The following is a 24799-nucleotide window of genomic DNA, read 5'->3' as shown; positions in this document are numbered from 1 at the left end:
GGGATCAGACCCAGGGGCGCGCCTGTGCAGCCTGTTCTTCGAAGGTCTTGATCGAGTCCTGTTTCTCCAGGGTCAGGCCGATATCGTCCAGCCCGTTCAGCAGGCAATGCTTCTTGAAGGCATCAACTTCGAACTTGATCACTTCGCCGTCCGAGGTGGTGATTTCCTGCGCTTCCAGGTCCACGGTCATGCGGGCGTTTTCGCCCTTTTCCGCGTCGGCCATCAGGATGTCGACCTGTTCCTGCGGCAGCACGATCGGCAGGATGCCGTTCTTGAAGCTGTTGTTGAAGAAGATGTCGGCAAAGGAGGTGGAGATGATGCACTTGATGCCGAAATCGGCAATCGCCCAGGGCGCGTGCTCGCGCGAGGAGCCGCAGCCGAAGTTGTCGCCCGCGACCAGGATCTCGGCGTTGCGGTACTGCGGCTTGTTCAGCACGAAATCCTCGATCTCGGTGCCGTCGCGGTTAAAGCGCATCTCGTCGAACAGGTTCTTGCCGAAGCCGGTGCGCTGGATGGATTTCAGGAACACCTTCGGGATGATCATGTCGGTGTCGATGTTCACCAGCGGCATCGGAGCTGCGATACCGTGCAGTTTCTCGAACTTTTCCATTACTCGTTTCCTTGTTTCTGGTGCTTCAAACCGCCGAGATCAAATCCGATCTCTTCCGCCAGGCGGGCGATGAAGCTGTGTTTTTCGGGCCGGTGCGCCTTGTGGTAGCGGCGCACCATTGATGCGTAGAGGTGGATGGCCAGCGTATCGCCGGTGAGCCAGCCGTCTTCCTGGCAGTTGCCGCTGAACAGAACGTCGGTCAGCACGCCGCGGATCGGGTAGAACACATCCGGCTCACGGACATGCTCCACTTCGCCGGTCTGTTTCAGCGTGTAGTCCAGCGCCCTTGGGCCCAGCGAAGGCCGCTGCAGCTCAAACGCTGTCAGCAGCCGTTTGCCGGGCGCCGCCGCCTCGACCTCTGCCTTGACCTTCCGGTTCAGCCAGGGCGGCACAAACCCAGGGTCCTCGAACCAGTCCAGAAGATGGTTCAGGGTTGCCGAGTTTTTGGGCAGCCGCAGCACCGCGCCGTTGATCGACCGCGTCGGCTCATAGCCCACGTGATAGTCCGTGTCCGGCAAAGGCCGGTAGCAGAGCATATCGGTGTCGATCCAGATCATCTCCGTCTGCTTCAGCAGATACAGGCGGAACAGATCCGACAGCATCGAAGCAGGCGCGTCCCCATGCCCTGCCGCGGCAGGGTCCCAGATCTCCGCCGCCGGGCAGGTGCGGACACCTGCCGGAACCGGCGGCGCGGCCGGGCCTGTATGGAACAGTACAACCTCGTGGCCGCGCTGCACGAAACTGGCCAAGGACAGTTCGTGCAGCCAGTTGAGGCTGTCGCCGACCCACAGGCTTGCAACCGCAGGGAGGGAAGTGCTGGACGCCATTGCTGCCCCCTCAGGCTCAGATCAGCTCGCGCACATCCGTCAGCTTGCCGGTCAGCGCAGCCGCCGCGGCCATCGCCGGGCTCACCAGGTGGGTGCGGCCCTTGTAGCCCTGACGCCCCTCGAAGTTCCGGTTCGAGGTTGCGGCGCAACGCTCGTGCTCGGACAACTGGTCGGGGTTCATCGCCAGGCACATGGAGCAGCCTGCAAGGCGCCATTCGAAACCGGCTTCCTCAAAGATCGCGGCCAGGCCTTCTTCTTCGGCCTGCGCCCGCACCAGGCCGGAGCCCGGAACGATCATGGCGCGGATGCCGTCCTTGATCTTCTTGCCCTTCACCACTTCGGCCACGGCGCGCATGTCTTCGATGCGGCCGTTGGTGCAGGAGCCGATGAACACGGTGTCGATTTCGATGTCGGTCAGCTTCTGGCCCGGGGTCAGGCCCATGTACTCGAGCGAGCGGCGGGCCGCTTCGACCTTGCCGCCTTCAAAGTCCTCGGGTGCCGGAACAACACCGGTGATCGGCAGCACGTCCTCAGGGCTGGTGCCCCAGGTCACAACCGGCTCGATGTCTTCGCCGCGGATGGTAACAACCTTGTCGAAATGCGCGCCTTCGTCGGTGTAGAGGGTCTTCCACCAGTTCAGCGCGGCTTCCCACTGGGCGCCCTTGGGCGCATGGGTGCGGCCGTTCACATAGGCAAATGTGGTTTCATCCGGCGCCACCAGGCCCGCGCGCGCGCCGCCTTCGATGGCCATGTTGCAGACGGTCATGCGGCCTTCCATCGACATGTCGCGGAACACTTCGCCGCAATATTCGATGACATAGCCGGTGCCGCCGCCGGTGCCGGTTTCGCCGATGATCGCCAGGGTCACGTCCTTGGGGGTGACGCCGGGGCGCAGCTTGCCGGTGACTTCGACCTTCATGTTCTTGGATTTCTTCTGGATCAGCGTCTGGGTGGCCAGCACGTGCTCCACTTCCGAGGTGCCGATGCCATGCGCCAGCGCGCCGAATGCGCCGTGCGTTGCAGTGTGCGAGTCGCCGCAGACCACGGTCATGCCGGGCAGGGTCCAGCCGTTTTCCGGGCCGACGATGTGCACGATGCCCTGGCGGATGTCCGACACCGGGTAGTAATGCACGCCGAATTCCTTGGCGTTCTTGTCGAGCGCCTCAACCTGGATGCGGCTTTCCTCGGTCATCGTGGCCGGGTCGGCGCGGTCCAGGGTGGTCGGCACGTTGTGATCCGGCACCGCGATGGTTTTGTCCGGCGCGTGCACCTTGCGGCCGGCCATGCGCAGGCCTTCGAAGGCCTGCGGGCTGGTCACTTCGTGGACCAGATGGCGGTCGATATAGAGCAGGCAGGTGCCGTCCTCTGCTTCATGCGCAACATGCGCATCCCAGATCTTGTCATAGAGTGTTTTGGGGGACATGAGTCCTCTCCCGTATCTTGTAGAAATGCTGGCTTTGGGCTGGGCAGGCACCTTATAGGCGCGCCAGGACCGTGCGGGCGGCGCCAAAGAACCGCTCGCGCAGGCGTGCGCGGTCTTGCAGTTCAATCTTCTGGGCCAAGACATAGGTCATGGCTGTCAGATACATCCCGACGGGCCGGCAATCAAGATTCGTTCGCAGGCGGGTACTGACGCCTGATATGCGTGCAAGAGGGCAGGAGGCCGTTCAATAGAGAAACCGTGCCCCAGATGCTGGCCATGGTCAGGCACCGCGGTTTTTCTCCGCCAGCCGCCTGGCATCAGCCCGCGACATCGACCGCAGGGCAAACCGCATGCCAAAGGCGCCGGCAATGCCTAGCCCGGACATGATCAGCGGCATCATCCAGGTGGAGAAGAAACCGTGCCGCTCCTGCACCCAGCCGCGGTTTTCCTCATGATACAGAATCCCGAATGTCTGACCCACCTCGGGCGTGAAGCGCACCGGCAGAAAAACCTCTGCCTGCCACCAGTCGCCGGCGGCATCCTGATAACGGACAGTCGGGTAATAATCGCCGTCATCAACCGTGCGTTTGGTGACCGTATCGGTGCGGGTCCCGTGGACATAGCGGACTGACAGGATCTCGGCTTCGGCAGGCAGCGCGTGGCGCACGAAGCGCCAGCTGTCCAGAAAGGCGATCAGGCCGAAGAGGATGAAAATCCCCGGCACCAGAAACATCAGGATGCGCATCCACAGCGGTTGTTTGACAGTTTCTGCCATATGCCCCTCCGTTTTCTGCAGCTTAGCAAAGCCTTGGCTGCCTGGCGATGTTTCCCGTGCGGCTTGATCGAAACGCGGCAGAGCGGCAGACTGCTCTGAAAAGGGGGCGTGATGGAGCAGGAAGAAACCCAACCAAAGGACGCTCTGGCGGAAAGCACCGCCGAGGCGCTGGAATTCGGCCAGCGGATCTGGGAGCTGGCAGCCCAGGGCGGCGAGATGCTGATGCGGCCCTGGAACGCCTATCAGGTCGGTATTGCCGTTGCTGTCTTTGTGCTGGCGGCCCTGGTTGCCCGGCCGCTGGGGCGGGCCTACCACGACTGGCTGCGCAGCCGCAGCGGCTGGCCGCGCTGGCGGATGCGGGTGGCGCTGGTCTTGCACAAGCGAGTGCGGGCAATCCTGTTTGTGGTGCTGATCTGGGCCGTGGTGCTGATCATGCAGGAGGCGACCTGGCCCAGCCGCTCCCGCGTTCTGATGGTGATTGCCAACCTGTCTCTGGCCTGGCTGATCGTTGCTTTCGCCACCCGGCTGGTCAGCAATCCGCTGCTGCGCAACCTGGTCAAATACGGCGCCTGGACCTGGATCACCCTGCGTATTCTCGGCATCACGGCTGAGGCCGAGGACCTCTTGAACAGCGTTGCCATCGATTTCGGCGATCTGCGAATCTCGCTTCTGCTGATCATTCAGGCGGTGGTGATCCTTGGGCTGATGCTGACGCTGGCGCGGCTGGTTTCCGCTGCTGCCGCCAACCGCATCCGCAGCAACCCGGAAATCTCCCCTTCGATGCAGGTGCTGGGCGCCAAACTGGCGCAGATCCTGTTCTACAGCGCCGCCTTTTTCATCGGACTGAAGGCAATCGGCATCGACCTCACCGGCCTGGCGGTGCTCTCCGGCGCCATCGGCGTTGGCCTTGGCTTCGGCCTGCAAAAAGTGGTCTCGAACCTGGTTTCCGGCCTGATCATTCTCTTGGATAAATCCATCAAGCCCGGCGACGTGATCTCGCTGGGCGACACCTTCGGCTGGATCAACGCGCTGGGCGCCCGCTATGTCTCGGTGGTGACCCGCGATGGGCGTGAGTACCTGATTCCAAACGAGGATCTCATCACCTCGCAGGTGGTGAACTGGTCCCATTCGGACAAATACGTGCGCCTCGACCTGCGGTTCGGCACCGGTTACGGCGACGATCCCCACAAGGTGCGCAGGATCGCCATCGAGGCCGCCTCTGCCGTCGACCGGGTGCTGAGCTCTGCGGGCAAGAAACCGGTCTGCCACGTCACCGGCTTCGGCGACAGCAGCGTCGACTACGTGCTGCGGATCTGGATCGACGACCCCACCGGCGGCCTCACCAATATCCGCGGTGCGGTCTTCCTGGCGCTGTGGGACGCGTTCCAGGCCGAGGGCATTTCGATCCCCTTCCCGCAGCGCGAAGTGCGGATGCTGAACGACCCCCTGCCGGTTCGGGTTGCACCTGCCGGGAATGACGGATAAAGCACAGTCTTCGCAACGCCAGGGCGGGGTTTCATTGAAAGTTTACCCTCTGGTTGCTACATTATTAACAGGCCCGGCGCCGGGGCATTGGCGGCGCGTTGTAAGGAGGACTATGTCCTGTCACCCGTACCTCAAGCGGCAGATGCCGCTGCTAATGGGGCAGCCGTGATGGCTTCCCAGTCCCAGCCCACCAGCGAACAGCTGCTGGAGCGGATTCTCTCCTCACTCAGCGATGACAAAGCCGAAGATGTTGTGCAGATCGATCTGCGCGGCAAGACTGAGATCGGCGATTACATGGTCATCGCCTCCGGCCGTTCGACCCGTCAGGTCGCTGCCATGTCGGAAAAGCTGATGGACCGCCTGAAACAGGACTACGGCATCATCTGCAAGACCGAAGGCAAAGGCGCCGGCGATTGGGTGCTGATCGACAGCGGCGATGTGATCGTCCATCTGTTCCGCCCGGAAGTGCGCGAGTTCTACCAGCTCGAGAAGATGTGGATGCCTGCAGGCTCCGCCGCTGCCGAAGGCTGAACCCGGGACTGATTTGATGCAGGCCCGCGCATGGGTGCGGGCCGGATTGCTTCGGGAATTTCATGCGTCTGCATATCTGTGCGGCCGGGCGCCTGCGCTCTGGCCCGGAAAAATCCCTCATCGACGACTATCTCACCCGCTTCGACCGCACCGGCCGGGCGCTGGGCCTGGGGCCTGCGCGGGTGGTCGAGATCGAGGACAAGAAAAACGGCGGCATGGCAGCCGAAGCGGTGCTGCTGCGCAAGGCGCTGCCCAAGGGCGCGGTGATCTGCACCCTGGATGAGCGAGGCAAGGTGATCTCGTCCCCGGATTTCGCGGACAAGCTGGCCGGCTGGCGCGACAGCGGCCGCCAGGACCTGGCGCTGATCATCGGCGGTGCCGACGGGATTGACCCGTCCTTGCGCGCTGAGGCCGATTTTTCGATTTCTTTCGGCAAGATGGTCTGGCCGCATATGCTGGTGCGGGTGATGCTGGCCGAGCAAATCTACCGTGCAGCCACCATTCTGGCCGGGAGCCCGTATCACAGGGTATGAATGCGCCTGCGGCGCATGCCTCCGGCGGGAGTATTTTTGGAAAGATGAAATCAGGGCAGGGTGAGGATGTAAGTGCCCTGGCCCCAGCCGTCGACCAGGCACCGCGCCTGGATTTGCACGCTTGCGGTTCCCTCCGGGATCTGCACGCCGCTCAAGGACCGGGTGAAAGGCTGCTCGTGCTCATGCGGATGCGCCAGCACCCGCAGGCCCAGCTCGTTGCCCTCCATGTCCAGCACCCGCCAGCCGTCGGCGTAATGCTCCCAGCCGGTATCGGGATGGGACAGCGTGACGCTGAAGGTCCAGCTGCTGCCGGACTGGCGTGCTGTGGCGTTTTCGATCACCGGCTCCTCTGCAAAGGCGGGGGCGGCGGCGAGCGTGAAAGGCAGGAGCAAGTGTTTCATATCGCCACCATATCCGCGCAAAACCGCAGTCATAGTCACGAAACCGTGTCCCCTTTGCTGTTTGGCGGGATGCGCAGCAGGATCATGCGGGAGTGCGAGGCAAATTCCCGCCGGTAGAGCACCGCAAAGGTGATCAGCACAGCAGCGGCGAGAGCTGCGGCACCCGCCAGCCAGGCCACTGCCGCAAGTGCGAAATAGGTTGCCCGCATGCCGCGGTTGAAGCTGCGCGCGGCGGTGATGCTGATCTCGGCCGCCTGCGCCGCGCGCGGGTAAGCCAGCGCGTCGTCAGGATCATTCGGCACTGCAGCCATCAGCACCGAGCAATAGCCGAACAGCCGGTGCGCCCAGACGTATTTCAGAAACGCATTGGACAGAAACAGCAGCACCACCAGGATCTTCACTTCCCAGACAAAGGCCGGGGCGCTGTCCTGGATCAGGTCCTGGGCCACGCCTGCCAGCTGCTCGGTATTGCCGATCAGCGCCAGCCCGCCGCCGATGGCGATCATCGAGGCGGATGCGAAAAACGCCGTGCCCTGGCGCAGGTTGCCGATCAGCTGCGCATCAAAGATCCGCGGATCGCGCCCCACCATCTGCTTCATCCAGTCACGCCGGAAATCCGCCATCAGCCAGGACACCGACGGCTTGCCCGCCGGCGGGTTCTCGATGCGCCAGCCGATCCACAGCCAGCCGGTGATCAGCAGGGCAAGGGCAGCAAGGTCAAAGAGGGAAAACTGGGTCAAACGGTCGAGCCAAATCATGGCCCGACCCTAGCGCGGCAATCCGCCCCTTGCCAGACGGGATAAATTGGTAATATTATTTTACCAAATAGGAGAGCCCGATGCAGATGCCATCCCCGAACCCCGCCATTCTGGCCCGCAAGCAAGCGCTTGCAGCGCGGCTTTTGAAGGTGCTGCCGCCAGATGCGGTCATTCAGGACGAGATGGAAACCCGGGCCTATGAGTGCGATGCGCTGACCGCCTACAAGTGCCCGCCGCTGCTGGCGGTGTTGCCGCGCACGACGCAGGAGGTCTCGGATATCCTGCGCATCTGCCATGAGGAGGGCGTGCCGGTGGTGCCGCGGGGTGCGGGTACCTCGCTGGCGGGCGGTGCGCTGCCGACAGCAGACTGCGTGATCCTGGGCGTGGCGCGGATGAATGAAGTGCTGGAGACGGATTATGAGAACCGCATCATCCGGGTTCAAACCGGGCGCACCAACCTCAGCGTGTCCGGCGCGGTGGAGGAAGAAGATTTCTTCTATGCGCCCGACCCATCCTCGCAGCTCGCCTGCGCCATTGCGGGCAATATCGCGATGAACTCCGGCGGGGCGCATTGCCTGAAATACGGGGTGACGACGAACAACCTCATGGGCGTCACCATGGTGATGATGGATGGCACTGTGGTCGAGATCGGCGGCGCCCATCTGGATGCCGGAGGTTTGGACCTGCTCGGCGTGATCTGCGGCAGCGAGGGGCAGCTGGGGGTGGTGACCGAGGCCACCCTGCGGATCCTGCGCAAGCCCGAAGGCGCACGCCCGGTGCTGATCGGCTATGACAGCAATGAGGTGGCGGGCGCCTGTGTCAGCGATATCATCAAGGCGGGCGTGCTGCCGGTGGCCATCGAATTCATGGACCGCCCCTGCATCGAGGCCTGCGAGGCCTTTGCCAAGGCGGGCTATCCGATGTGCGAGGCGCTGCTGATCATCGAGGTCGAGGGCAGTGACGAGGAAATCGCCCACCAGCTAGGGGTGATCACGGAGATCGCCCGGTCGCACAGCCCGGTGGAGCTGCGCGAGGCTGGAGATGCCGATGAGGCTGGGCGTATCTGGCTGGGCCGCAAGTCGGCCTTTGGCGCCATGGGGCAGATCAACGACTACATGTGCCTGGACGGCACCATTCCAGTGTCTTCACTGCCGTTTGTGCTGCGCCGGATCGGCGAGATGAGCAAGGAGTTCGGGCTGGACGTGGCCAATGTATTCCATGCGGGCGACGGCAATATGCACCCGCTGATCCTGTTTGACGCCAACAAGCCCGGCGATCTGGAAACCTGCGAGGCCTTTGGTGCCGAGATCCTGAAGCTCTGCGTCGAGGCAGGCGGGTGCCTGACCGGCGAACACGGGGTGGGCATCGAGAAGCGCGACCTGATGCTGCATCAGTATTCAGCTGAAGACTTGGAAGCGCAGCTGAAGGTCAAGGATGTGTTTGATCCCAAGTGGCTGCTGAACCCGGCCAAGGTGTTTCCGCTGTCTGTGACAGAGGGCCGCCGCAGCATGGCGCTGGCGGCTGAGTGATCTTTGGGGGCTAGCCCCCAAACCCCCAGAGTATTTTTGGCAAGATGAAAATGATGACACCTCAGAGCGAGGCCGAGCTGGCCGAAATGATAGCGGGCGCAAGCGGGCCTTTGTGCATCCAGGGCGGTGGCACCCGCGGACTGGACGTTGAAGGCGGGGTCTTGAGCACGCGAGGCTTGTCCGGCGTTGAACTCTACGAACCCGGCGCGCTGACGCTGGTGATCAAGGCGGGCACGCCGGTGGCTGAGGTGGAGGCGCTGCTGGCTGCCGAGAACCAGCGGCTGGCGTTTGAGCCGATGGATTGCCGCGGGCTGCTGGGCACGGCGGGTGAGCCGACCATTGGCGGGGTGATTGCTGTAAATGTCTCCGGCCCCCGGCGCATCCAGACGGGGGCGGCGCGGGATCATCTCTTGGGCGTGCGCTTTGTAGATGGCGCCGGCCAAGCGGTGAAGAACGGCGGCCGGGTAATGAAGAACGTCACCGGCTATGATCTGGTCAAGCTGATGTGCGGCGCCCATGGCACGCTGGGGGTGCTGACGGAAGTGTCGCTGAAAGTGCTGCCGCAGGCCGAAGCAATGGCCACGGTTGCAGTGGCAGGCGTGGGCTTGAGCCAGGCAGTGGCGGCGATGTCGGCGGCCTTGGGCTCACCTTATGATGTGACCGGCGCAGCCTATGATCCGGACAGCAAGACCGCTTTTGTCCGGGTGGAAGGCTTTGGGGCTTCGGTGAACTACCGGAGTGGAAAACTGGCTGCCGAGCTCGCGGACTTAGGCGATACAAGCATTACAGCGGACGGGGAGAGGCTTTGGCAGGGTATCCGCGATGTCTCTGCTTTCCATGGGAAGGACGGGGATGTCTGGCGGATCTCGGTGAAACCCTCCGATGCGGTGATCCTGGCGCCGCGGCTGGAGGCGGAGGCGCTGCAGTTCGACTGGGGCGGCGGGCTGATCTGGGCGCGGGTCGCCGAAGGCACGGACTTGCGGGCGCGGATCAATGTGCCCGGCCATGCCACGCTGGTGCGGGCCAGAGCGGACACCCGGTCACGCCTGGGTGTGTTCCAGCCGCAGCCTGGCCCCTTGGCTGCGATCTCAGAAGGATTGCGCCGCCAGTTCGACCCGAAGGGCATCCTCAACCCGGGACTGATGGGGTAAGACATGCAGACCACTTTCACCGATGAACAGCTGCAGGACCCCGGCACCAAACGCGCCAATGAAATCCTGCGTTCCTGCGTGCATTGCGGGTTTTGCACTGCCACTTGCCCCACCTACCAGGTTCTGGGCGACGAGCTCGACAGCCCCCGCGGCCGGATCTATCTGATCAAGGACATGCTCGAGAACGAACGGGTGCCGGACGCAAAGACCGTCAAGCACATCGACCGCTGCCTGTCGTGCCTCGCCTGCATGACCACCTGCCCCTCGGGCGTGCATTACATGCATCTGGTCGACCATGCCCGCGCCTATATCGAGAAACACTATGACCGGCCCTGGAGCGACCGTGCCCTGCGCTGGCTGCTGGCGCAGATCCTGCCCTATCCCACAAGGTTCCGGCTGGCGCTGATGGGGGCGAAGCTGGCGAAACCCTTTAAAGGCCTGCTGCCAGACGCGCGGCTCAGGGCGATGCTGGATATGGCGCCGAAAACCATTCCGCCGGTCAGCCGCAATGACGATCCGCAAAGCTTTACGCCGGCCCAGCCGCTAAGGAAACGCGTGGCGCTGATGACCGGCTGCGCCCAGAAGGCACTCAACACCGACATCAACGACGCCACCATCCGTCTGCTCACCCGGCTCGGCTGCGAGGTGGTTGTGGCTAAAGGCGCTGGCTGCTGCGGCGCGCTCACTCACCACATGGGGCGCGAGGACGAAAGCCACGCAACAGCCGCCAGGAACATCCGCGCCTGGGCGGCAGAGATGGACGGGCAGGGGCTCGACGCCATTGTCATCAACACCTCCGGTTGCGGCACCACGGTCAAGGACTACGGGTATATGTTCCGCAATGAACCCTTGGCCGCAGACGCGGCGCGGGTATCGGCAATCGCAATGGACATCTCGGAACTGCTGATGCAGCTGGAACTGCCGGAGGGCGCGGACATGGGGCTGACCGTGGCATACCATGCGGCCTGTTCCTTGCAGCACGGCCAGCAGATCAAGACTCATCCCAAGACCTTGCTCAAACGCGCAGGCTTCAAAGTGGTGGAGCCTGCCGACAGCCACCTGTGCTGCGGTTCTGCCGGTACCTACAACCTGATGCAGCCAGAGATCTCGGCCCAGCTGAAGGAGCGCAAGGTGCGGATGCTGGAAGCTAAAAAGCCGGACCTGATCGCTGCAGGCAATATCGGCTGCATGATGCAGATCGGTTCCGGAACAGAACTGCCCATCATGCACACGGTCGAGCTTCTGGATTGGGCCACCGGCGGCCCGCAGCCTCCTGCGCTGACCGCACCAGGCAAGCGGGCGCCGGAGGTGCCCATCTTGCGCTGACGCAGCCCGGACAGGATGTCAAAGAATCGGGCTGCATAAACCGCGCGCTTGCCCTAATTTTGCCTGAGCAAACGAATAACCTCCCACCCGGTGGATAAGAGGAGACGCATGTGAGGCAGTGGATTCTGGCAACTCTGGCGGCATTGCTGCCGGTTGCGGCCGCAGCGCAGGACAGTCGCTTGCAGCGGATGGACACGCTGGACGCGGGCCGCCAGTGGGAAGCCGTTGGGCGCCTGGACGTGAATGGCGAAGGTTTTTGCACCGGTGCGCTGATTGCGCCCGATCTCGTGCTGACCGCAGCCCACTGCCTCTATGACAGCCGCACCAAGGAGCGGATTGACCCCGCCACTATCGAATTCCTGGCCGGCTGGCGCAACGGCCGCGCCTCGGCCTACCGTTCGGTGCGACGCGCGGTGCAGCACCCGTCGTATGTCTATGACGGTGAGCTGTCGACCGACCGGGTGCGCAACGATATCGCACTGCTGCAATTGCAGCGCCCGATCCGCAACACCACTGTCACTCCGTTTGAGACCGATGCGCGCCCGCGCAAGGGCGCCAGCATCGGCGTGGTTTCCTATGCCCATGACCGCTCCGAGGCACCATCCCTGCAGGAGGTCTGTGCGGTGATGGCACGCCAGCAGGGCGTGCTGGTGATGTCCTGCGACGTGGATTTCGGCTCTTCCGGGGCACCGGTGTTTTCCTTTGAGGGCGATGTGCCGCGAATTGTCTCGGTGGTGTCGGCCAAGGCCGAAGTGAGCGGCGAACGGGTGTCGCTTGGCTCTGCCCTGGCTGAAGAGCTGACGCTGCTGCAGGCGCAGCTGACCGGGGTTGCAACCGGGGGCCGCTTGCCGCCGGGCGTGGGCCGGGTGAAAGTGGGCGAGGGGCGCAGTTCCTCTGGCGCAAAGTTCATCAAGCAATGATCTGGCGTGCGCTTATATTGGCTGTTGCCACTCTGGCGTACGCTGGCAGCGCAACAGCCCAGAACACCGGCCTCCGGCGTTTGACAGATCGCGATGACCTGTTCGGCTGGGAGGCCGTCGGGAGGCTGGAGCTGAACCGCCAGGGTTTTTGCACCGGCACGCTGATCGCGCCGGATCTGGTGCTGACCGCGGCTCATTGCGTCTATGACCGCAACAATACCCTGCGTCCGGCAGAGCAGATTTCCTTCCGGGCCGGCCTGCGTGACGGGATCGCCATTGCCGAGCGCCAAGCGCTGCAGATCGCTGCGCACCCGGGCTTCACCCCGGGGGGACGGCTGGACGTGGAGAACATCCGGCACGACGTTGCGCTGATCCGGCTGGCGGAACCGATTCTGAGCGGCGAGGCAGATGCCTTTGCGCTGCACTCGGGCCGCGATTACGGCAGCGATATCTCGGTGACCTCCTATGGCATGGGCCGGGCCGAGGCTTTGTCGCGCCAGCGCCAGTGCAACCTTATGGGCGAATTCAGGGATGTGCTGATGATCGATTGCAATGTCACCTTCGGCTCCTCCGGCGCACCGGTTCTGTCGCAGGTCGGCGGGCGCGGGCGTATCCTTGCGCTGGTTTCCGGCGGCGGCGCGTATCAGGGCCGGCAGGTGGCCTTTGGCATGAAACTGCCCGAGCGTGTTGCCGAGCTGAAAGCCCAGCTGCGCCGCAATCCGGTGGCGCCGCCGGACCGGCGGATCAAACGGATCCGGGTCGGCGGCGGCGCGTCCGCGGGCGGCGCGAAATTTGTGCGCGTGGGCGAGTGATCCCCCTCTTGAAGGCGCCTTTTCCTTCCCTATCTCGAGTGTATCCGGACAGCCGCTGATTGGGGTCCGGAAAATTCCAGCCTGTCCCCGCGGGGAAGGCGCCTTGAAATCGCTCAGATATGAGGATGACACTATGCGTACGTTTGATTTTGCACCGCTGCACCGGGCCACCATCGGTTTTGACCAGATCGCCAGCCTGATGGACCGCGCGCTCAGCGCCGATGCCGCGCAGCCGAGCTACCCGCCCTACAACATCGAAAAGACCGACGCCGACAGCTACCGCATCTCGATTGCTGTTGCCGGTTTTGCTGAGGACGACCTCAGCGTCGAAGTGAAAGAAAACGCGCTGGTGGTGGCCGCCAAGAAGGCCGATAGCAAGGATGAACGCACCTTCCTGCACCGCGGTATCGCCACCCGCGCCTTTGAACGCCGTTTCACCCTGGCCGACCACGTCCGCGTGACCGGAGCGAGCCACGAAAACGGCATGCTGCATATCGATCTGCACCGCGAGGTGCCCGAGGCGCTGAAACCGCGCCGGATCGAAATCTCCTCCTCCCGCTCGAACCGCCCCGAGATTGAGGCCAAGGCCGTCAACTGATCCCCCTCGGTAAGGTTTGAGTGCACCTGCCCCCCTGGCCCTGCCTGGGGGGCTTTGCCGTTTTGCGGCGCTGTCCCCGCGGGGACAGGCGGCCCAGCGGCGTGGGTAACCCGCCGGAATCCTAGGATTTTACGGTAACTAAATTATATATTAATTTTCGCATGTTAAGATAGGTTAAGTTGATTGGTTTTGTGCCGGGCCAGCCTGCCGGTGCATGGTGCGCCCATGCGGCAAGCAGCTTCCGGTCCCGGTGCCCTAGGTGTTTCAGGGAGGGCAGATGAATACTCAGGAAATTGATTTTGTGCAGCAAAGCTTTGCGCTGGTGTTTGCGCGCAAGGCGGATCTGGCGGAACGGTTTTACGTGCATCTCTTTGCCCGAATCCCCGAGGCGCGCGCCATGTTCCGCGGCGATTTTCTCAAGCAGAAGACGATGCTGACAACGATGATTGCCGCCTGCGTGAAAAAACTGGATGACAGGAGAACGCTGCAGGAGCTGGGCGAGCAATTGGTCCTGGTGCATGCCCATCTTGACCTGGGGCAGCGCGAGACCGAAGCGGCAAAGCGGTCGCTGATTGCCGCTTTGCGCGATGTGCTTGGCGCCGACCTGGACCGCCAGACCGAAGCCGCCTGGGGCCGCGCCATCGGCCTGGTGGCAGGCACAATGACGCGGCATTGAGGCCGGATCAGACCGACATGCAGATGTATTTCATCTCCAGGTAGTCCTCGATGCCGTGGTGGCTACCTTCGCGGCCCAGGCCCGACTGTTTGACGCCGCCAAACGGGGCCACTTCGGTGGAGATGATGCCGGTGTTGACGCCGACAATCCCGTATTCCAGCGCCTCGGCGACCTTGTACACGCGGCTCAGGTCCTTGGCGTAGAAATAGGACGCGAGGCCGAAGATGGTGTCATTGGCCATGGCAATGACTTCGTCCTCGTCCTCGAACTTGAACAGCGGCGCCAGCGGGCCGAAGGTCTCGTCGGTGGCGAATGCCATCTCCTGGGTTGCGCCCTTGACAATGGTCGGCTGGAAGAAGCTGCCGCCCAGTTCCGACGGGTTGCCGCCCAGGATCACTTCGCCGCCTTTGGAGGTCGCGTCGGCAATATGCTCCTGCACCTTCTCGACCGCTTCCATGTTGATCAGCGGACCGAAGTGGATGCCGTCCTTGAGGCCATCGCCCACGTTCATCGCTTCAACCGCTGCTTTCAGCTTCTCCGCAAAGGCATCGTAAACGCCGGCCTGCACATAGATCCGGTTGGCGCAGACGCAGGTCTGGCCGTTGTTGCGGAACTTGCACATGATGGCGCCTTCGACGGCGGCGTCGAGGTCTGCATCGTCAAACACGATGAAAGGCGCGTTGCCGCCCAGCTCCATCGAGCATTTCATCACGGTATCGGCGGCCTGGCGCATCAGGATGCGGCCGACCTCGGTGGAGCCGGTGAAGGTCAGTTTGCGCACCGCGTCGTTCTCGCAGAACTCCTTGCCGATTTCCGAGGCGCGCGAGGACGGCACCACGTTGAAGACGCCAGCCGGAATGCCTGCGCGCTCCGCCAGCACTGCCAGCACGGTGGCTGACAGCGGGGTCTCAGCTGCCGGGCGGGCCACAAAGGCGCAGCCTGCGGCCAGCGCCGGGCCTGCCTTGCGGGTGATCATCGCGTTGGGGAAATTCCAGGGCGTGATCGAGGCGGCGACGCCGATCGGCTGCTTCAGCACGGTGATGCGCTTGTCGCGCTGGTGGCCAGGGATGGTCTCGCCGTAGATCCGCTTGGCCTCTTCTGCGAAGAATTCGATGAACGACGCACCATAAGCAATCTCGCCCCGCGATTCCGCCAGCGGCTTGCCCATTTCGGCGGTCAGGATCACCGCCAGGTCCTCCTGGTTCGCCATCATCAGGTCGAACCACTTGCGCAGCACGGCAGCGCGTTCCTTGCCGGTCCACTTGGCCCATTCCTTTTGCGCGGCTTCCGCCTGGGCAATGGCACCGGCTACTTGGGCGCGGCTGATATCGGCCATTTGGGCGATCACATCGCCGCGGGCCGGGTTGGAGACGTCAAAGGTGCTTTCACCGTCAACAAACTGGCCGCCGATATAACCGCGGGTCTCCAGCAGGCTGGGGTCTTTGAGCAGGGATTTCAGATCTGTGGTTGCGTCGAGCATTGCGGGCCTCCCGGGGTGTTCTGTCGCTGGAATGCAAATCAGCTGTGCCTTGATATGTCCAGAAGCTTCGATGAGTCCAGAATTTGATCAAATTTTTCCTGCACTGCATTTCTGCCGCGCAATTTGACATGTGCTGTGGCAGACTGTCAGGTAGCCGATAATAAGAATTTTCAGGGGAGAATGGGCATGGAATTGGATGATGCCTATGCCAACGGGGCCTATATCGAAAATGCAGAGAGCTATCCGCCGCGCTGGGGGGCTTCGGCGGAGGATTTCCGCAACAGCTTGCATGAGCGCGCCCGGCTGGACATTCCCTATGGCGCGGGGGAGCGGCAGAAGTTCGACCTGTTCCTGCCGGAGGGTGCGCCCAAAGGCGTGTTTGTCTTTGTGCATGGCGGGTATTGGCTGGCCTTCGACAAAAGCTCCTGGTCGCATCTGGCGCGCGGCGCAATTTCCCATGGCTGGGCGGTGGCGATGCCGTCTTATGACCTGTGCCCCGAGGTGCGGATTGCCGATATCACCCGGCAGATCACCGCGGCGGTGACCCGGATTGCCGGGGAAGTGGAGGGGCCGATTGCGCTGGCGGGGCATTCCGCGGGCGGCCATCTGGTGGCGCGGATGCTGGACAAGGGCTTGCTGACTGCGGAAGTCGGGAAACGGATCAAGACGGTGATCCCGATCTCGCCGCTGGCCGATCTGCGGCCGCTGCTGCGCACCTCGATGAACCAGAAGTTCAAGATGGATTCGGCGGCTGCCATTGCCGAAAGCCCGGTGGATATGACAGAGCGCTACCCGGCTGAAGTGACAGTCTGGGTTGGCGGCGAGGAACGCCCGGCGTTTCTGGATCAGGCGATCTGGCTGGTCGAAGCCTGGGAGGCGGATCATGTGATTGCTTTCGGCAAGCACCATTTCAATGTGATTGATCCGCTGGCGGACCCCGAGAGCGATCTTGTGGCGTTGATAGTGAACTGAAATCTTCTGTCCGGCCTGCCGGCCGGACAGCGCCCGACCCTCCCCGTCAAACCAAAGGTTTGCCTCCGGCAAAACGGGGAGGGCGCTTTCAGCCCCCACCCCGAGGATCGGGCGCTGCCCTCAGTGAGAAATGGCGGGAGGCAGTTTATCTTTTCTCTTGCCAGAATCCGCATTCCGCCCCATCTTCCAGCCAAGGGCCAGGCGATGGCGTCGCCGCATGGATCACATGCCGCCCTCAAAATCCAAAACTGTCCTGAACGCCGGGACCTTTCTTGTAAGAAGGAAGGGTCTAATATGACTTCACGTCCTGAAATGTACCGTTTTCACAATGGTGAAAAAGCGCCGCTGCAATTTGCTGTCTCGGAATACGAGGCCCGGATCGCAGGCCTGCGCAAGATCATGGCTGAAACAGGGGTAAGCGCCGCTGTCTTCACCTCGATGCACAACATTTCCTACTACTCGGGCTTCACCTACTGCGCCTTTGGCCGCCCCTATGGTATGGTGGTGACAGCGTCTGAGGCGGTGACTATCTCGGCCGGCATCGACGCAGGCCAGCCGTGGCGCCGCTCGTTCTGCGACAACATCACCTACACCGACTGGCAGCGCGACAATTTCTGGCGTGCAATCAAATCGGTAAGCGGCGAGGGCGCGGTTGTTGGCTATGAAAGCGACCACCTGACTCTGCTGCAGAAGGCCAAGCTGGAAGGCTTCCTGGCGCCGTCCAAGCTGGTTGATCTTTATGAGCCGACCATGCGTCAGCGCATGGGCAAATCCGCGGCTGAGCTGGAAATGATCCGCGCCGGTGCTGCCGTGGCCGACGTTGGCGGCTTTGCGATCCGCGACGCGGTCAAGGAAGGCGCGCGGGAGATCGACGTGGCGATGGCGGGCCGCGATGCGATGGAGCTGGAGATCGCCAAGCGCTTCCCGGATGCGGAGTACCGCGACACCTGGGTGTGGTTCCAGTCCGGCATCAACACCGACGGCGCCCACAACCCGGTCACGGGCCGCACCCTGCAGCGCGGTGATATCCTGTCATTGAACACCTTCCCGATGATCTCGGGCTACTACACCGCGCTGGAGCGCACCATGTTCGTGAAGGAAGTGGATGCCGAATCCCTGCGCATCTGGGAGGCCAACGTGGCGGCGCATGAGCTGGGTATCTCGCTGCTGAAGCCGGGCGCGAGCTGTGCGGAAATCACCCATAAGATCAACGCCTTCTTCGAAGAGCAGGATCTGCTGCAGTACCGCACCTTCGGCTATGGCCACTCCTTTGGTGTCCTGTCGCACTACTATGGCCGCGAGGCAGGCCTGGAGCTGCGCGAGGACATCGACACGGTGCTGGAGCCCGGCATGGTGATCTCAATGGAGCCGATGCTGACCATCGCCGACGGCCAGCCGGGTGCCGGCGGCTACCGTGAGCATGACATCCTGATCATCCATGAGGACGGCAACGAGAACATCACCAAGTACCCCTACGGGCCTGAGTTCAACGTCGTCGGCTGAGGTTTTCAGTCCTTGAAATGAAACAGGGGGTGCCGTGCGTGCACCCCCTGTACACCCCCGGTACACCGGCGGGGGCATCCGGATATTGCAGCCGCTTACGGCTTGTAGGGCAGCGACGAGTGATGCAGCACAATGCGCAGCACGCCGTCAGCGTCCTTTTTGTAGCCAAAGCTCTTGTCGACCTTGGTGACCTGGCCGTCCTTGTCGGTCAGCGAGATCCAGCCCATCCACATGCCGACATCGCCTTCGATGAACTCGGCCGCGGTTTCGGACGTCATGCTGCGCCAGCCCTTGATGCCAAAGCCGCCGTCCAGCGGGTATTCGGCGTCATGGCCGACAAAATAGGACAGGGCGCCCTCGCGGGTGGGGCGGAAGGTCTGGTCGCCGCTGGCCAGCGTCGGTTTGAACAGAACCGGGCCCAGGTTGTAGCCATAGGCTGAGTCCAGCACCCCTTCGGCTACCGCGCGGGCGCCGTCGATCCCGTCCGCCTCAAAGGCTTTGGAAATGGCGATGAGGGCATCGCCCCAGGCCTGGCGGGCGTCTGCGAGTTCGGTTGAAGTGATCGGCATCATGTCGTCCTTCTGATGTCCCCTGCCGCCCGAAGACTGGGGCCGGGCGTGCAGTCTGTTGCGCTTGGAGGCTGATACTGCAAAACGGCGCCGTGATCGACAGGCATTTTCGCCGCGGGCTGTGGCGCCCGCAGCAGAGGATTTCAGGCCGCGGCGTTAGTGGCTGACGCGGGTTTCGCCGCCGGTGGCGTCGGCCTGCTGCCACACCGGATTGGCCGCGGCAGCAGGATGGTCCTGGCCCGCGGGAGCGCGGCGCGCGTTCCAGCCCCGGGTCATCCAGAGTGCGGCCTGGTCCGCCGCTTCTGCGCGCGGCAGCCAATCCTGCACCGTCAGGCTCAGCTGCGCGGCATCATGCTGCGCGGTTATCTGCAAGCGGTCCCCGGCCTCGGCCGCATGAGGGCGCTCGAGCAGGAAGGCGGTGCGCCCCCAATGGCCGCCGGTTTCCAATCCGTTTGCCACCTGGATGCCGGGTGCCAAGTGCATCTCGAAGCTGACAAAGACCGCATGGGCGGTGCCGGCAGCGGTGCAAGCCAGATCCGTTTCTGTCCGCGCCGGGTTGATGTTCGGCCGGGTGAAGTCGAACTCGAAAAGGTCGGCCGCGGGGCCCAGCGGACGCAGATCGCAGGCGGCCAGATCATTGGGTGTGATTTGCGCAATATTGGCAAAATGGTGGAAGGCGCTCAGGTCAAAGCCCTCGGCCTGTTGCGGGCGCCAGAGGTTCAGGAGCTTTTCGCTTTCGATCACCTGGGCCATCAGGGTGCCGCGTTCGGGCACTGCCCGCGCGTCCGGTTTGGCCAGCACTGCCATCGCATGGGTCAGCGTGGCCAGTGCCCCTTCGCCCAGTAAAACAGTGTCGACGATTTCCGAAATCACCACATCCGCTGGCTCCGGCATATCCGCGCCCAGGACAATGTCGTGTGACCATTTCGGGATGACGGTAATGCGGCTGCTCAGCCCATTGTCCGCAATGACACGCTCTGCCGCCTGGGCGATCAGCGGCTGCTGCTCGCAGGTATAGACGTGCTTGGCCCCGGCGCGCGCTGCCAGCATCGCCGTCAGCCCGGCACCGCAGCCGATGTCCAGAACCACATCGCCCGGCTTGACCTTGGCTGCAATGGCCTGGGCGTAGGCGCGGTTGCGGGCGGTGTCTGCCAGCATAGGGAAGTGCCAGCGGGGGACAAAGGTTTGAAACAGCCGCTCCTGCAGCACCTGCGCTTCGTGGTGGCTGGGGTCGAGGGACAGGGCTTGGGACAAAAGCTGCGAGGTGCGGAGCCCGCCGTCCTCCAAGGGTTCTGATTTGGCGCGCCGGACGAGTTCTTCGGCGTTCTGGGCTGCGTGGCTGTTATGGCTTTGGGGGAGTTCGGGCGGTTGTCTGTCAGGCAACTGGAATTCTTCCTTAGTTGAAGCAAATGCGACTGACCGGCATATTCTGCACCCGCCGCTAAGATATCGTAAATCGGGAGCACAGCCTGCTCAGGGCCTTCCTGGCGCGCCCGGATGCGCCGTTCTGCGCGGGCGCAGGCGTTGCGCCGGGGCGGGTCTTGGGGCATATGTCGCGCAGCCCCGAAATTTGCCTCCCGGCTGCTCCGGGCAGCGGCGCGGACCCCGTGCCCCCGTGAGCGCCCCGATGAGGAAGAAAGAGCCGCCGCCATGTATGACGTTCCGGAAAAGAAGAAATCCGAGTTTGCACTGATTCAGCTGATGCCGAACATGATGACCATCGGTGCCATCTGTGCAGGGCTGACCGCGATCCGCTTTGCGGTTTACGGCAATTTCAAGCTGGCGGTGATGATGATCATCCTGGCTGCGGTGCTGGACGGGCTCGACGGACGGCTGGCGCGGGCGCTGCGCAGCGTCAGCAAAATGGGCGCGGAGCTGGATTCGCTGGCGGATTTCCTGAATTTCGGGGTGGCAACGCCGCTGGTGATCTATCTTTGGGCCTTGCAGGACATGCGCGGGCTGGGGTGGATCTCGGTCTTGGTGTTCTCGGTCTGCTGCGTGGTGCGGCTGGCGCGGTTCAATGTCAGCTCCAAGTCCGAGGAGGAGGCGCCGAAGCTGCGCAAGGGGTATTTCGAGGGCATCCCGTCGCCCGCGGGCGCCTTGCTGGCGCTGCTGCCGATGTTTGCCTCCTTTGCCTATGACGGTGCGCCGGTTCTGCCGGAACTGCTGATCTGCCTCAATATGGTGCTGGTGGGACTGGCAATGATCAGCCACATTCCGACCTGGTCGCCGAAAGCGATGAAAATCTCCCGCGAGCATGTTAAATATCTTCTGGTGGGCTTTGCCTTCATGGCTGCGGCATTGTTGACCTATGCATGGACGGTGCTGGTTGTGCTATGCCTTGGCTATGTGGCGATGGTGATATGGGGGCTGATCGCCAAGCCGAAGGGCTGAGCCAAATCGCCCCGCGGGAGGGACGAATTGGACATCAAGGCGGTTGAAGACTCATATGCGCGCTGGGCGCCGGTGTATGACAAGACTTTTGGCGCGGTGACGCGCGCGGGCCGCCGCCGGGCGACCCGCTTTATCAATGCGCGTCAGGGCCGGGTGCTGGAGGTTGGGGTCGGCACTGGCCTGTCGCTGCAGCATTACGCGCCGCATCTGCAGGTGACGGGCATCGATTTCAGCCATGACATGCTGGAGAAGGCCGAGGCCAAGGTGCAGGAAATGGGCCTGGCCCAGGTCGAGGCGCTGCGGCAGATGGATGCGCGGCAGCTGGATTTTCCGGACAACAGTTTTGACAGCGTGGCAGCGATGCATGTGCTGTCCGTGGTGCCCGAGCCCGAACGGGTGATGCGCGAGATCGCGCGCGTCCTGAAACCAGGAGGCAAGCTGGTGATCACCAACCACTTCAAGAGCGGCAAGGGGGTGCGGGCGTCGCTTGAGCGGCTGTCAGCGCCGCTGGCCAATGTGATCGGCTGGCATTCGGATTTCGAACTGCAAACCGTACTGCAGGAGGACCGTCTGCGGGTGGAGCAGCAGGAGAGTATTCCGCCTTTCGGCATGATGACCTTCCTGGTGCTGGGCAAGCAGCAAACCATGTGAAGCCGCTGCCGGAGCCAATCGGCTGCGAGGGGAGCATGGGGGTTTCACCCCCAAACCCCCAGGATATTTCTGGCAAGAGGAAGGGGGCTGGCGGGCTGTCGGCCAGGGTGCAGGGATGCTGCCGGTTATCCCTGCTTTCCTTTCTGCGGCCTCTCTGCAACAGTATCGGCGAAACGGGCGGAATTTGACTGCCCGAAGGGATGTAAAGTCCATTTACATCCCCATCTATGGATCAGAAATTTAAGCGGGAGGAACGGATACTATGAGTGTTTCCCAGTTCGAGAAAATGGTGGCGGAGAGCCAGGACAAGGTCCGGGAGTCGCAGAGCAAGATTGAAGCTTTGACCAGCCGGATTGAAAGCGCGCGCAGCAAGATCGAAGCGGGCGAGGATGCCAGCATCGACATCGAGAACGCGACGCTGGATGACGTGCACGCCCATACCGAGGTGATGAACGCGAACATTGCCGAGCTGATCATGGGGCTCGATGACGTGACGGCGGCATTCTCCAAAGACTTTGACGAAATGCGCTCGAAAACCGGCTGGGAGAACTTTGTCGGTTTCTTCTCCAAGGGCAAATCGGACTCGATGCGCCAGGAGCGGATGCGCACCGCTAATATCGATGACAAGCTGCAGGACCTGATTGCCAAGTCGGATGTGATCGTGAAGCTGCTGGAAGGCCAGCTGGCGACGCTGGAAGAGCAGCGCGAAAAGGTGCAGGAGAATCTGACCGCGACGCTGGATGACCGCGAGTTCACCGTGCAGGAGTTGGAAGCCGTGAAGGCGGAAATCACTGCGCTGGACCCGCAGATCATCGAGCTGGAAAACAAGATCGCAGTTGAGCAGGACGCCGCTGCGCGCACCAAGCTGGAGACCGAGTTGGCCGAGCTCAATGCGAAATACAACGCGCTGGTGCAGGACGAGCAGGTGAAGCTGGCGAAGAGCCAGACGCTGGAGCGCTATATCGAGAAGGGCAAGACCTGGGTCGACTCACTGCAGAACCAGGCGGCGACGCAGATGGTGCTGATCAACAAGCTGCAGACGGACACTCAGCAGCGGGTGGTGCTGTATGACGCGCTGACCAAATCGCTGAAGACCGCGCAGCAGCAGGATGTGGCGCACCGGATCAACGAGATCGGGGTGCAGACCGACAAGGAAGCCCAGACCGCAATGGCGGCGATCGGCACTGCGACCAACCAGAAGATGGCTGACATGCTGGAAGCGCATGAGGACAACATGGTGTTCGCCCGAGACGTGCTGGAGAAGAAGGCCAAGGCCGATGAACGCTTTGCCCGGCGGTTTGCGGCGATTGTCGAGAAGCACGACAAGAATCTGTATGGGGGGTAAAGGCCGCGAAGGCAGCCCGTGGGGCTTTCTGCCTGTCTGGGCCATACTGGGCGCATTCGTTCTGGCAGGTTACCTTGTTGGGGGCGTGGTGCTGGATCACCGGGAGACAGCAGAAGGGTATGAGCTGCTTTTCCGTGATCCTCAGCAGAATTGGCAAGCTGTTGCGGCTTGGCAGTATTGGTTGCACCGCTTCAGTATGGTCGCCTTTTTTGCCATCTTCTTTGCGGCTCTTGCGGCGGGGCTGTTCACTTGGTGCAAGAAAGAAATGTTCGATGGAAACAGCCAGAGCTGAATTGGTTTGGAACAGAGGATCGCGCCCGGCCCGAGGGTGGGCGTTCGCGCCCGCCCTGGGGGGCGGGTCGGGCGCGATCCGGGCTGCTGCGCACCCCGGAGGTTTGTCATGACCGACCCTGCCAAAGACCATGCTGGCCTCACCGATACCTTTGCCTCGCGCCGGTACTTCAAGAAGTTCGACACTATCATCCGGCATCTGACCCGGGTGGCCGCAGCGATGCAGGCGGAGGGGCGGCTCTCAAAATCCGATGTGAAGGTGTTGACGGCTTATCTGATGCGCCTGAACTTCACCTTCCGCGCGCTCTCGATGAAATACCTGATGACAGGCCGCGACACCGGCCGTTTCTTCGGCAGCCTTGCGATGGACAAGCGCGACAGCGGCTTTCCGGTGGCGGCTGAGCTGATGACCATGGCCAATGATGCCCAGCAAGCAGAGCGGCATCTGGCCAATATGGCCAGCGAAGGGGTGCTGAAGGACGATATGGTGCGCACCATCATCTCGGACCGGGTTGTGCCCTCGAAGCTGCAGTTCGCGCTGTCGCAGCGGCTTTATTATCAGGAGCTGCTGAAGGGCGAGCTGTTCTGGACGCAGAACGATCCGGAATGCGAATGGCTGGAGAACCTTGGCCCGCGCCGCCGGCGCTTCCTGCTGCATTGGGCGGCTTATGACAGCCAGGTGAACCTGCCGGTGATCTACCTGATGGAGCTGGAGGACAGCGGCAAGGTGGCGCTGCCCAAGGACGAGCGCCGCTGGCCGGAAGTGCAGGCGCATCTGATGGCGCAGGCCTTGGCGGGGCTGAAGCTAGTGACCATTGCCAAGGGGTTTGACGAGGATTTCGATGACCTCCATCCCAAGCTTCTGCGCCGCTACCACGTAGGGCCGATGTATTCCTCGGCCTATACCGAGCAGACCGGGCCGCTGCGCCGTGTGCTGGAGGAGGCGGAGGCGCCCGCGGGCCAGGACTGGGCGCTGGCCTGGACGCTGGAGGAGCTGGAAAGCGAAGACGTGCGCGAGGAGCGTTCGGGCTGGTTCGGCAAAGTGGAGCGGGAGATCTTTGCGCTCGATCCTTTTGGCGGCCGTGGCGCGGACACCGGGGCGACCCGCACCCAGCGAGCGATCATTTTGCCGCAGCGTCCGTTCCAGGTGCTGGCGGAGCTGGACCCGCCGGGGTTTGCGGATGTGCAGAAGTTCGTGGTGAGCGAGGCGGGGCAGGTGCTGCGGTATTGACGCCTGCG

27 protein-coding genes are annotated in these 24799 nt (G+C 62.8%); 17 read left to right on the top strand and 10 right to left on the bottom strand.

Annotated features, from left to right (window positions below; genetic code table 11):
- Window positions 1-4 precede the first annotated feature (4 nt).
- The 5 genes from leuD to RA19_RS06010 all read right to left on the bottom strand — a co-directional run bounded on the left by leuD (window position 5) and on the right by RA19_RS06010 (window position 3635).
- On the bottom strand, window positions 5-610 hold the full coding sequence (gene leuD, locus RA19_RS06030; protein WP_039160598.1) for a 3-isopropylmalate dehydratase small subunit: 606 nt from the start codon (window positions 608-610) through the stop codon (window positions 5-7).
- Window positions 610-1437 carry a hypothetical protein gene (locus RA19_RS06025; protein ID WP_039160596.1) on the bottom strand — a complete coding sequence of 276 codons (828 nt, stop codon included), beginning with the start codon at window positions 1435-1437 and terminating at the stop codon, window positions 610-612. Before RA19_RS06025 ends, leuD begins: the two co-directional genes overlap by 1 nt.
- 16 nt (window positions 1438-1453) lie before the next feature.
- Entirely contained in the window at window positions 1454-2860 is a 1407-nt protein-coding gene (gene leuC / locus RA19_RS06020; protein ID WP_039160594.1) for a 3-isopropylmalate dehydratase large subunit, read from the bottom strand.
- A gap of 52 nt (window positions 2861-2912) precedes the next feature.
- The gene (locus tag RA19_RS06015; RefSeq protein ID WP_039128958.1) at window positions 2913-3026 is read right to left on the bottom strand and encodes a hypothetical protein; all 114 of its coding nucleotides are present in this window, start codon (window positions 3024-3026) and stop codon (window positions 2913-2915) included.
- Between the two features lie 114 nt (window positions 3027-3140).
- Window positions 3141-3635 carry a DUF3592 domain-containing protein gene (locus tag RA19_RS06010; RefSeq protein ID WP_039160591.1) on the bottom strand — a complete coding sequence of 165 codons (495 nt, stop codon included), beginning with the start codon at window positions 3633-3635 and terminating at the stop codon, window positions 3141-3143.
- Window positions 3636-3746: 111 nt separating this feature from the next.
- Here RA19_RS06010 and RA19_RS06005 point away from each other — a divergent pair, with 111 nt between their 5' ends.
- From RA19_RS06005 to rlmH, 3 genes are all read left to right on the top strand, one after another.
- Entirely contained in the window at window positions 3747-5120 is a 1374-nt protein-coding gene (locus tag RA19_RS06005; RefSeq protein ID WP_039160590.1) for a mechanosensitive ion channel family protein, read from the top strand.
- Between the two features lie 168 nt (window positions 5121-5288).
- Window positions 5289-5651, top strand: coding sequence for a ribosome silencing factor (rsfS, locus tag RA19_RS06000; protein WP_039160588.1), 363 nt, complete (start codon window positions 5289-5291; stop codon window positions 5649-5651).
- Window positions 5652-5713: 62 nt separating this feature from the next.
- A complete protein-coding gene (gene rlmH / locus RA19_RS05995) occupies window positions 5714-6184 on the top strand; it encodes a 23S rRNA (pseudouridine(1915)-N(3))-methyltransferase RlmH (RefSeq protein ID WP_039160585.1) in 471 nt (156 codons plus the stop codon).
- Window positions 6185-6234: 50 nt separating this feature from the next.
- On the opposite strand, the gene RA19_RS05990 is transcribed toward rlmH, so the two are convergent.
- Together RA19_RS05990 and RA19_RS05985 are read right to left on the bottom strand one after the other, a co-directional pair.
- The gene (locus RA19_RS05990; protein ID WP_052261683.1) at window positions 6235-6585 is read right to left on the bottom strand and encodes a hypothetical protein; all 351 of its coding nucleotides are present in this window, start codon (window positions 6583-6585) and stop codon (window positions 6235-6237) included.
- Between the two features lie 35 nt (window positions 6586-6620).
- A complete protein-coding gene (locus RA19_RS05985; RefSeq protein WP_039160582.1) occupies window positions 6621-7343 on the bottom strand; it encodes a DUF599 domain-containing protein in 723 nt (240 codons plus the stop codon).
- Between the two features lie 80 nt (window positions 7344-7423).
- Here RA19_RS05985 and RA19_RS05980 point away from each other — a divergent pair, with 80 nt between their 5' ends.
- The 7 genes from RA19_RS05980 to RA19_RS05950 all read left to right on the top strand — a co-directional run bounded on the left by RA19_RS05980 (window position 7424) and on the right by RA19_RS05950 (window position 14355).
- Window positions 7424-8872 (top strand): FAD-linked oxidase C-terminal domain-containing protein, encoded by a 1449-nt coding sequence (locus RA19_RS05980; RefSeq protein WP_039160580.1) that lies wholly within the window; start codon window positions 7424-7426, stop codon window positions 8870-8872.
- A gap of 53 nt (window positions 8873-8925) precedes the next feature.
- A complete protein-coding gene (locus RA19_RS05975) occupies window positions 8926-10023 on the top strand; it encodes an FAD-binding protein (protein WP_039160828.1) in 1098 nt (365 codons plus the stop codon).
- A gap of 3 nt (window positions 10024-10026) precedes the next feature.
- The gene (glcF, locus tag RA19_RS05970) at window positions 10027-11349 is read left to right on the top strand and encodes a glycolate oxidase subunit GlcF (RefSeq protein WP_039160578.1); all 1323 of its coding nucleotides are present in this window, start codon (window positions 10027-10029) and stop codon (window positions 11347-11349) included.
- A gap of 110 nt (window positions 11350-11459) precedes the next feature.
- Window positions 11460-12269, top strand: coding sequence for a trypsin-like serine peptidase (locus RA19_RS05965; protein WP_039160575.1), 810 nt, complete (start codon window positions 11460-11462; stop codon window positions 12267-12269).
- Window positions 12266-13081, top strand: a complete 816-nt coding sequence (locus RA19_RS05960) for a trypsin-like serine peptidase (RefSeq protein ID WP_039160573.1) — start codon at window positions 12266-12268, stop codon at window positions 13079-13081. Before RA19_RS05965 ends, RA19_RS05960 begins: the two co-directional genes overlap by 4 nt.
- 133 nt (window positions 13082-13214) lie before the next feature.
- The gene (locus tag RA19_RS05955; protein ID WP_039160571.1) at window positions 13215-13679 is read left to right on the top strand and encodes an Hsp20 family protein; all 465 of its coding nucleotides are present in this window, start codon (window positions 13215-13217) and stop codon (window positions 13677-13679) included.
- Window positions 13680-13956: 277 nt separating this feature from the next.
- Entirely contained in the window at window positions 13957-14355 is a 399-nt protein-coding gene (locus RA19_RS05950) for a globin domain-containing protein (RefSeq protein ID WP_039160569.1), read from the top strand.
- Window positions 14356-14362: 7 nt separating this feature from the next.
- On the opposite strand, the gene RA19_RS05945 is transcribed toward RA19_RS05950, so the two are convergent.
- Window positions 14363-15835 carry an NAD-dependent succinate-semialdehyde dehydrogenase gene (locus tag RA19_RS05945; RefSeq protein WP_039128994.1) on the bottom strand — a complete coding sequence of 491 codons (1473 nt, stop codon included), beginning with the start codon at window positions 15833-15835 and terminating at the stop codon, window positions 14363-14365.
- Between the two features lie 186 nt (window positions 15836-16021).
- Here RA19_RS05945 and RA19_RS05940 point away from each other — a divergent pair, with 186 nt between their 5' ends.
- Entirely contained in the window at window positions 16022-16807 is a 786-nt protein-coding gene (locus RA19_RS05940; protein ID WP_039160567.1) for an alpha/beta hydrolase, read from the top strand.
- Window positions 16808-17101: 294 nt separating this feature from the next.
- On the top strand, window positions 17102-18310 hold the full coding sequence (locus tag RA19_RS05935; protein ID WP_039160565.1) for an aminopeptidase P family protein: 1209 nt from the start codon (window positions 17102-17104) through the stop codon (window positions 18308-18310).
- A gap of 95 nt (window positions 18311-18405) precedes the next feature.
- Here the strand turns inward: RA19_RS05935 and RA19_RS05930 are convergent, their stop codons facing one another.
- Both RA19_RS05930 and RA19_RS05925 read right to left on the bottom strand, forming a co-directional pair.
- A complete protein-coding gene (locus RA19_RS05930; protein WP_039160827.1) occupies window positions 18406-18879 on the bottom strand; it encodes a phosphoribosyl-AMP cyclohydrolase in 474 nt (157 codons plus the stop codon).
- A 156-nt stretch (window positions 18880-19035) separates the two neighbouring features.
- Window positions 19036-20262 carry a 50S ribosomal protein L11 methyltransferase gene (locus RA19_RS05925; RefSeq protein ID WP_052261665.1) on the bottom strand — a complete coding sequence of 409 codons (1227 nt, stop codon included), beginning with the start codon at window positions 20260-20262 and terminating at the stop codon, window positions 19036-19038.
- Between the two features lie 267 nt (window positions 20263-20529).
- Here RA19_RS05925 and RA19_RS05920 point away from each other — a divergent pair, with 267 nt between their 5' ends.
- The 5 genes from RA19_RS05920 to RA19_RS05900 all read left to right on the top strand — a co-directional run bounded on the left by RA19_RS05920 (window position 20530) and on the right by RA19_RS05900 (window position 24791).
- Window positions 20530-21273 (top strand): CDP-alcohol phosphatidyltransferase family protein, encoded by a 744-nt coding sequence (locus tag RA19_RS05920; protein ID WP_039160563.1) that lies wholly within the window; start codon window positions 20530-20532, stop codon window positions 21271-21273.
- Window positions 21274-21300: 27 nt separating this feature from the next.
- The gene (locus tag RA19_RS05915; protein WP_039160561.1) at window positions 21301-21924 is read left to right on the top strand and encodes a class I SAM-dependent methyltransferase; all 624 of its coding nucleotides are present in this window, start codon (window positions 21301-21303) and stop codon (window positions 21922-21924) included.
- Between the two features lie 262 nt (window positions 21925-22186).
- A complete protein-coding gene (locus RA19_RS05910) occupies window positions 22187-23269 on the top strand; it encodes a hypothetical protein (protein ID WP_039160559.1) in 1083 nt (360 codons plus the stop codon).
- A complete protein-coding gene (locus RA19_RS05905; RefSeq protein WP_039160557.1) occupies window positions 23259-23561 on the top strand; it encodes a hypothetical protein in 303 nt (100 codons plus the stop codon). Before RA19_RS05910 ends, RA19_RS05905 begins: the two co-directional genes overlap by 11 nt.
- 108 nt (window positions 23562-23669) lie before the next feature.
- Window positions 23670-24791, top strand: coding sequence for a hypothetical protein (locus RA19_RS05900; RefSeq protein ID WP_039160555.1), 1122 nt, complete (start codon window positions 23670-23672; stop codon window positions 24789-24791).
- Window positions 24792-24799: the final 8 nt, after the last annotated feature.

The sequence above is a fragment of the Leisingera sp. ANG-M1 genome (genome assembly GCF_000813745.1).
Classification (GTDB): domain Bacteria; phylum Pseudomonadota; class Alphaproteobacteria; order Rhodobacterales; family Rhodobacteraceae; genus Leisingera.
Note: the sequence above shows the minus strand (reverse complement) of the source record. Positions and strands in the feature narration are given on the sequence as shown.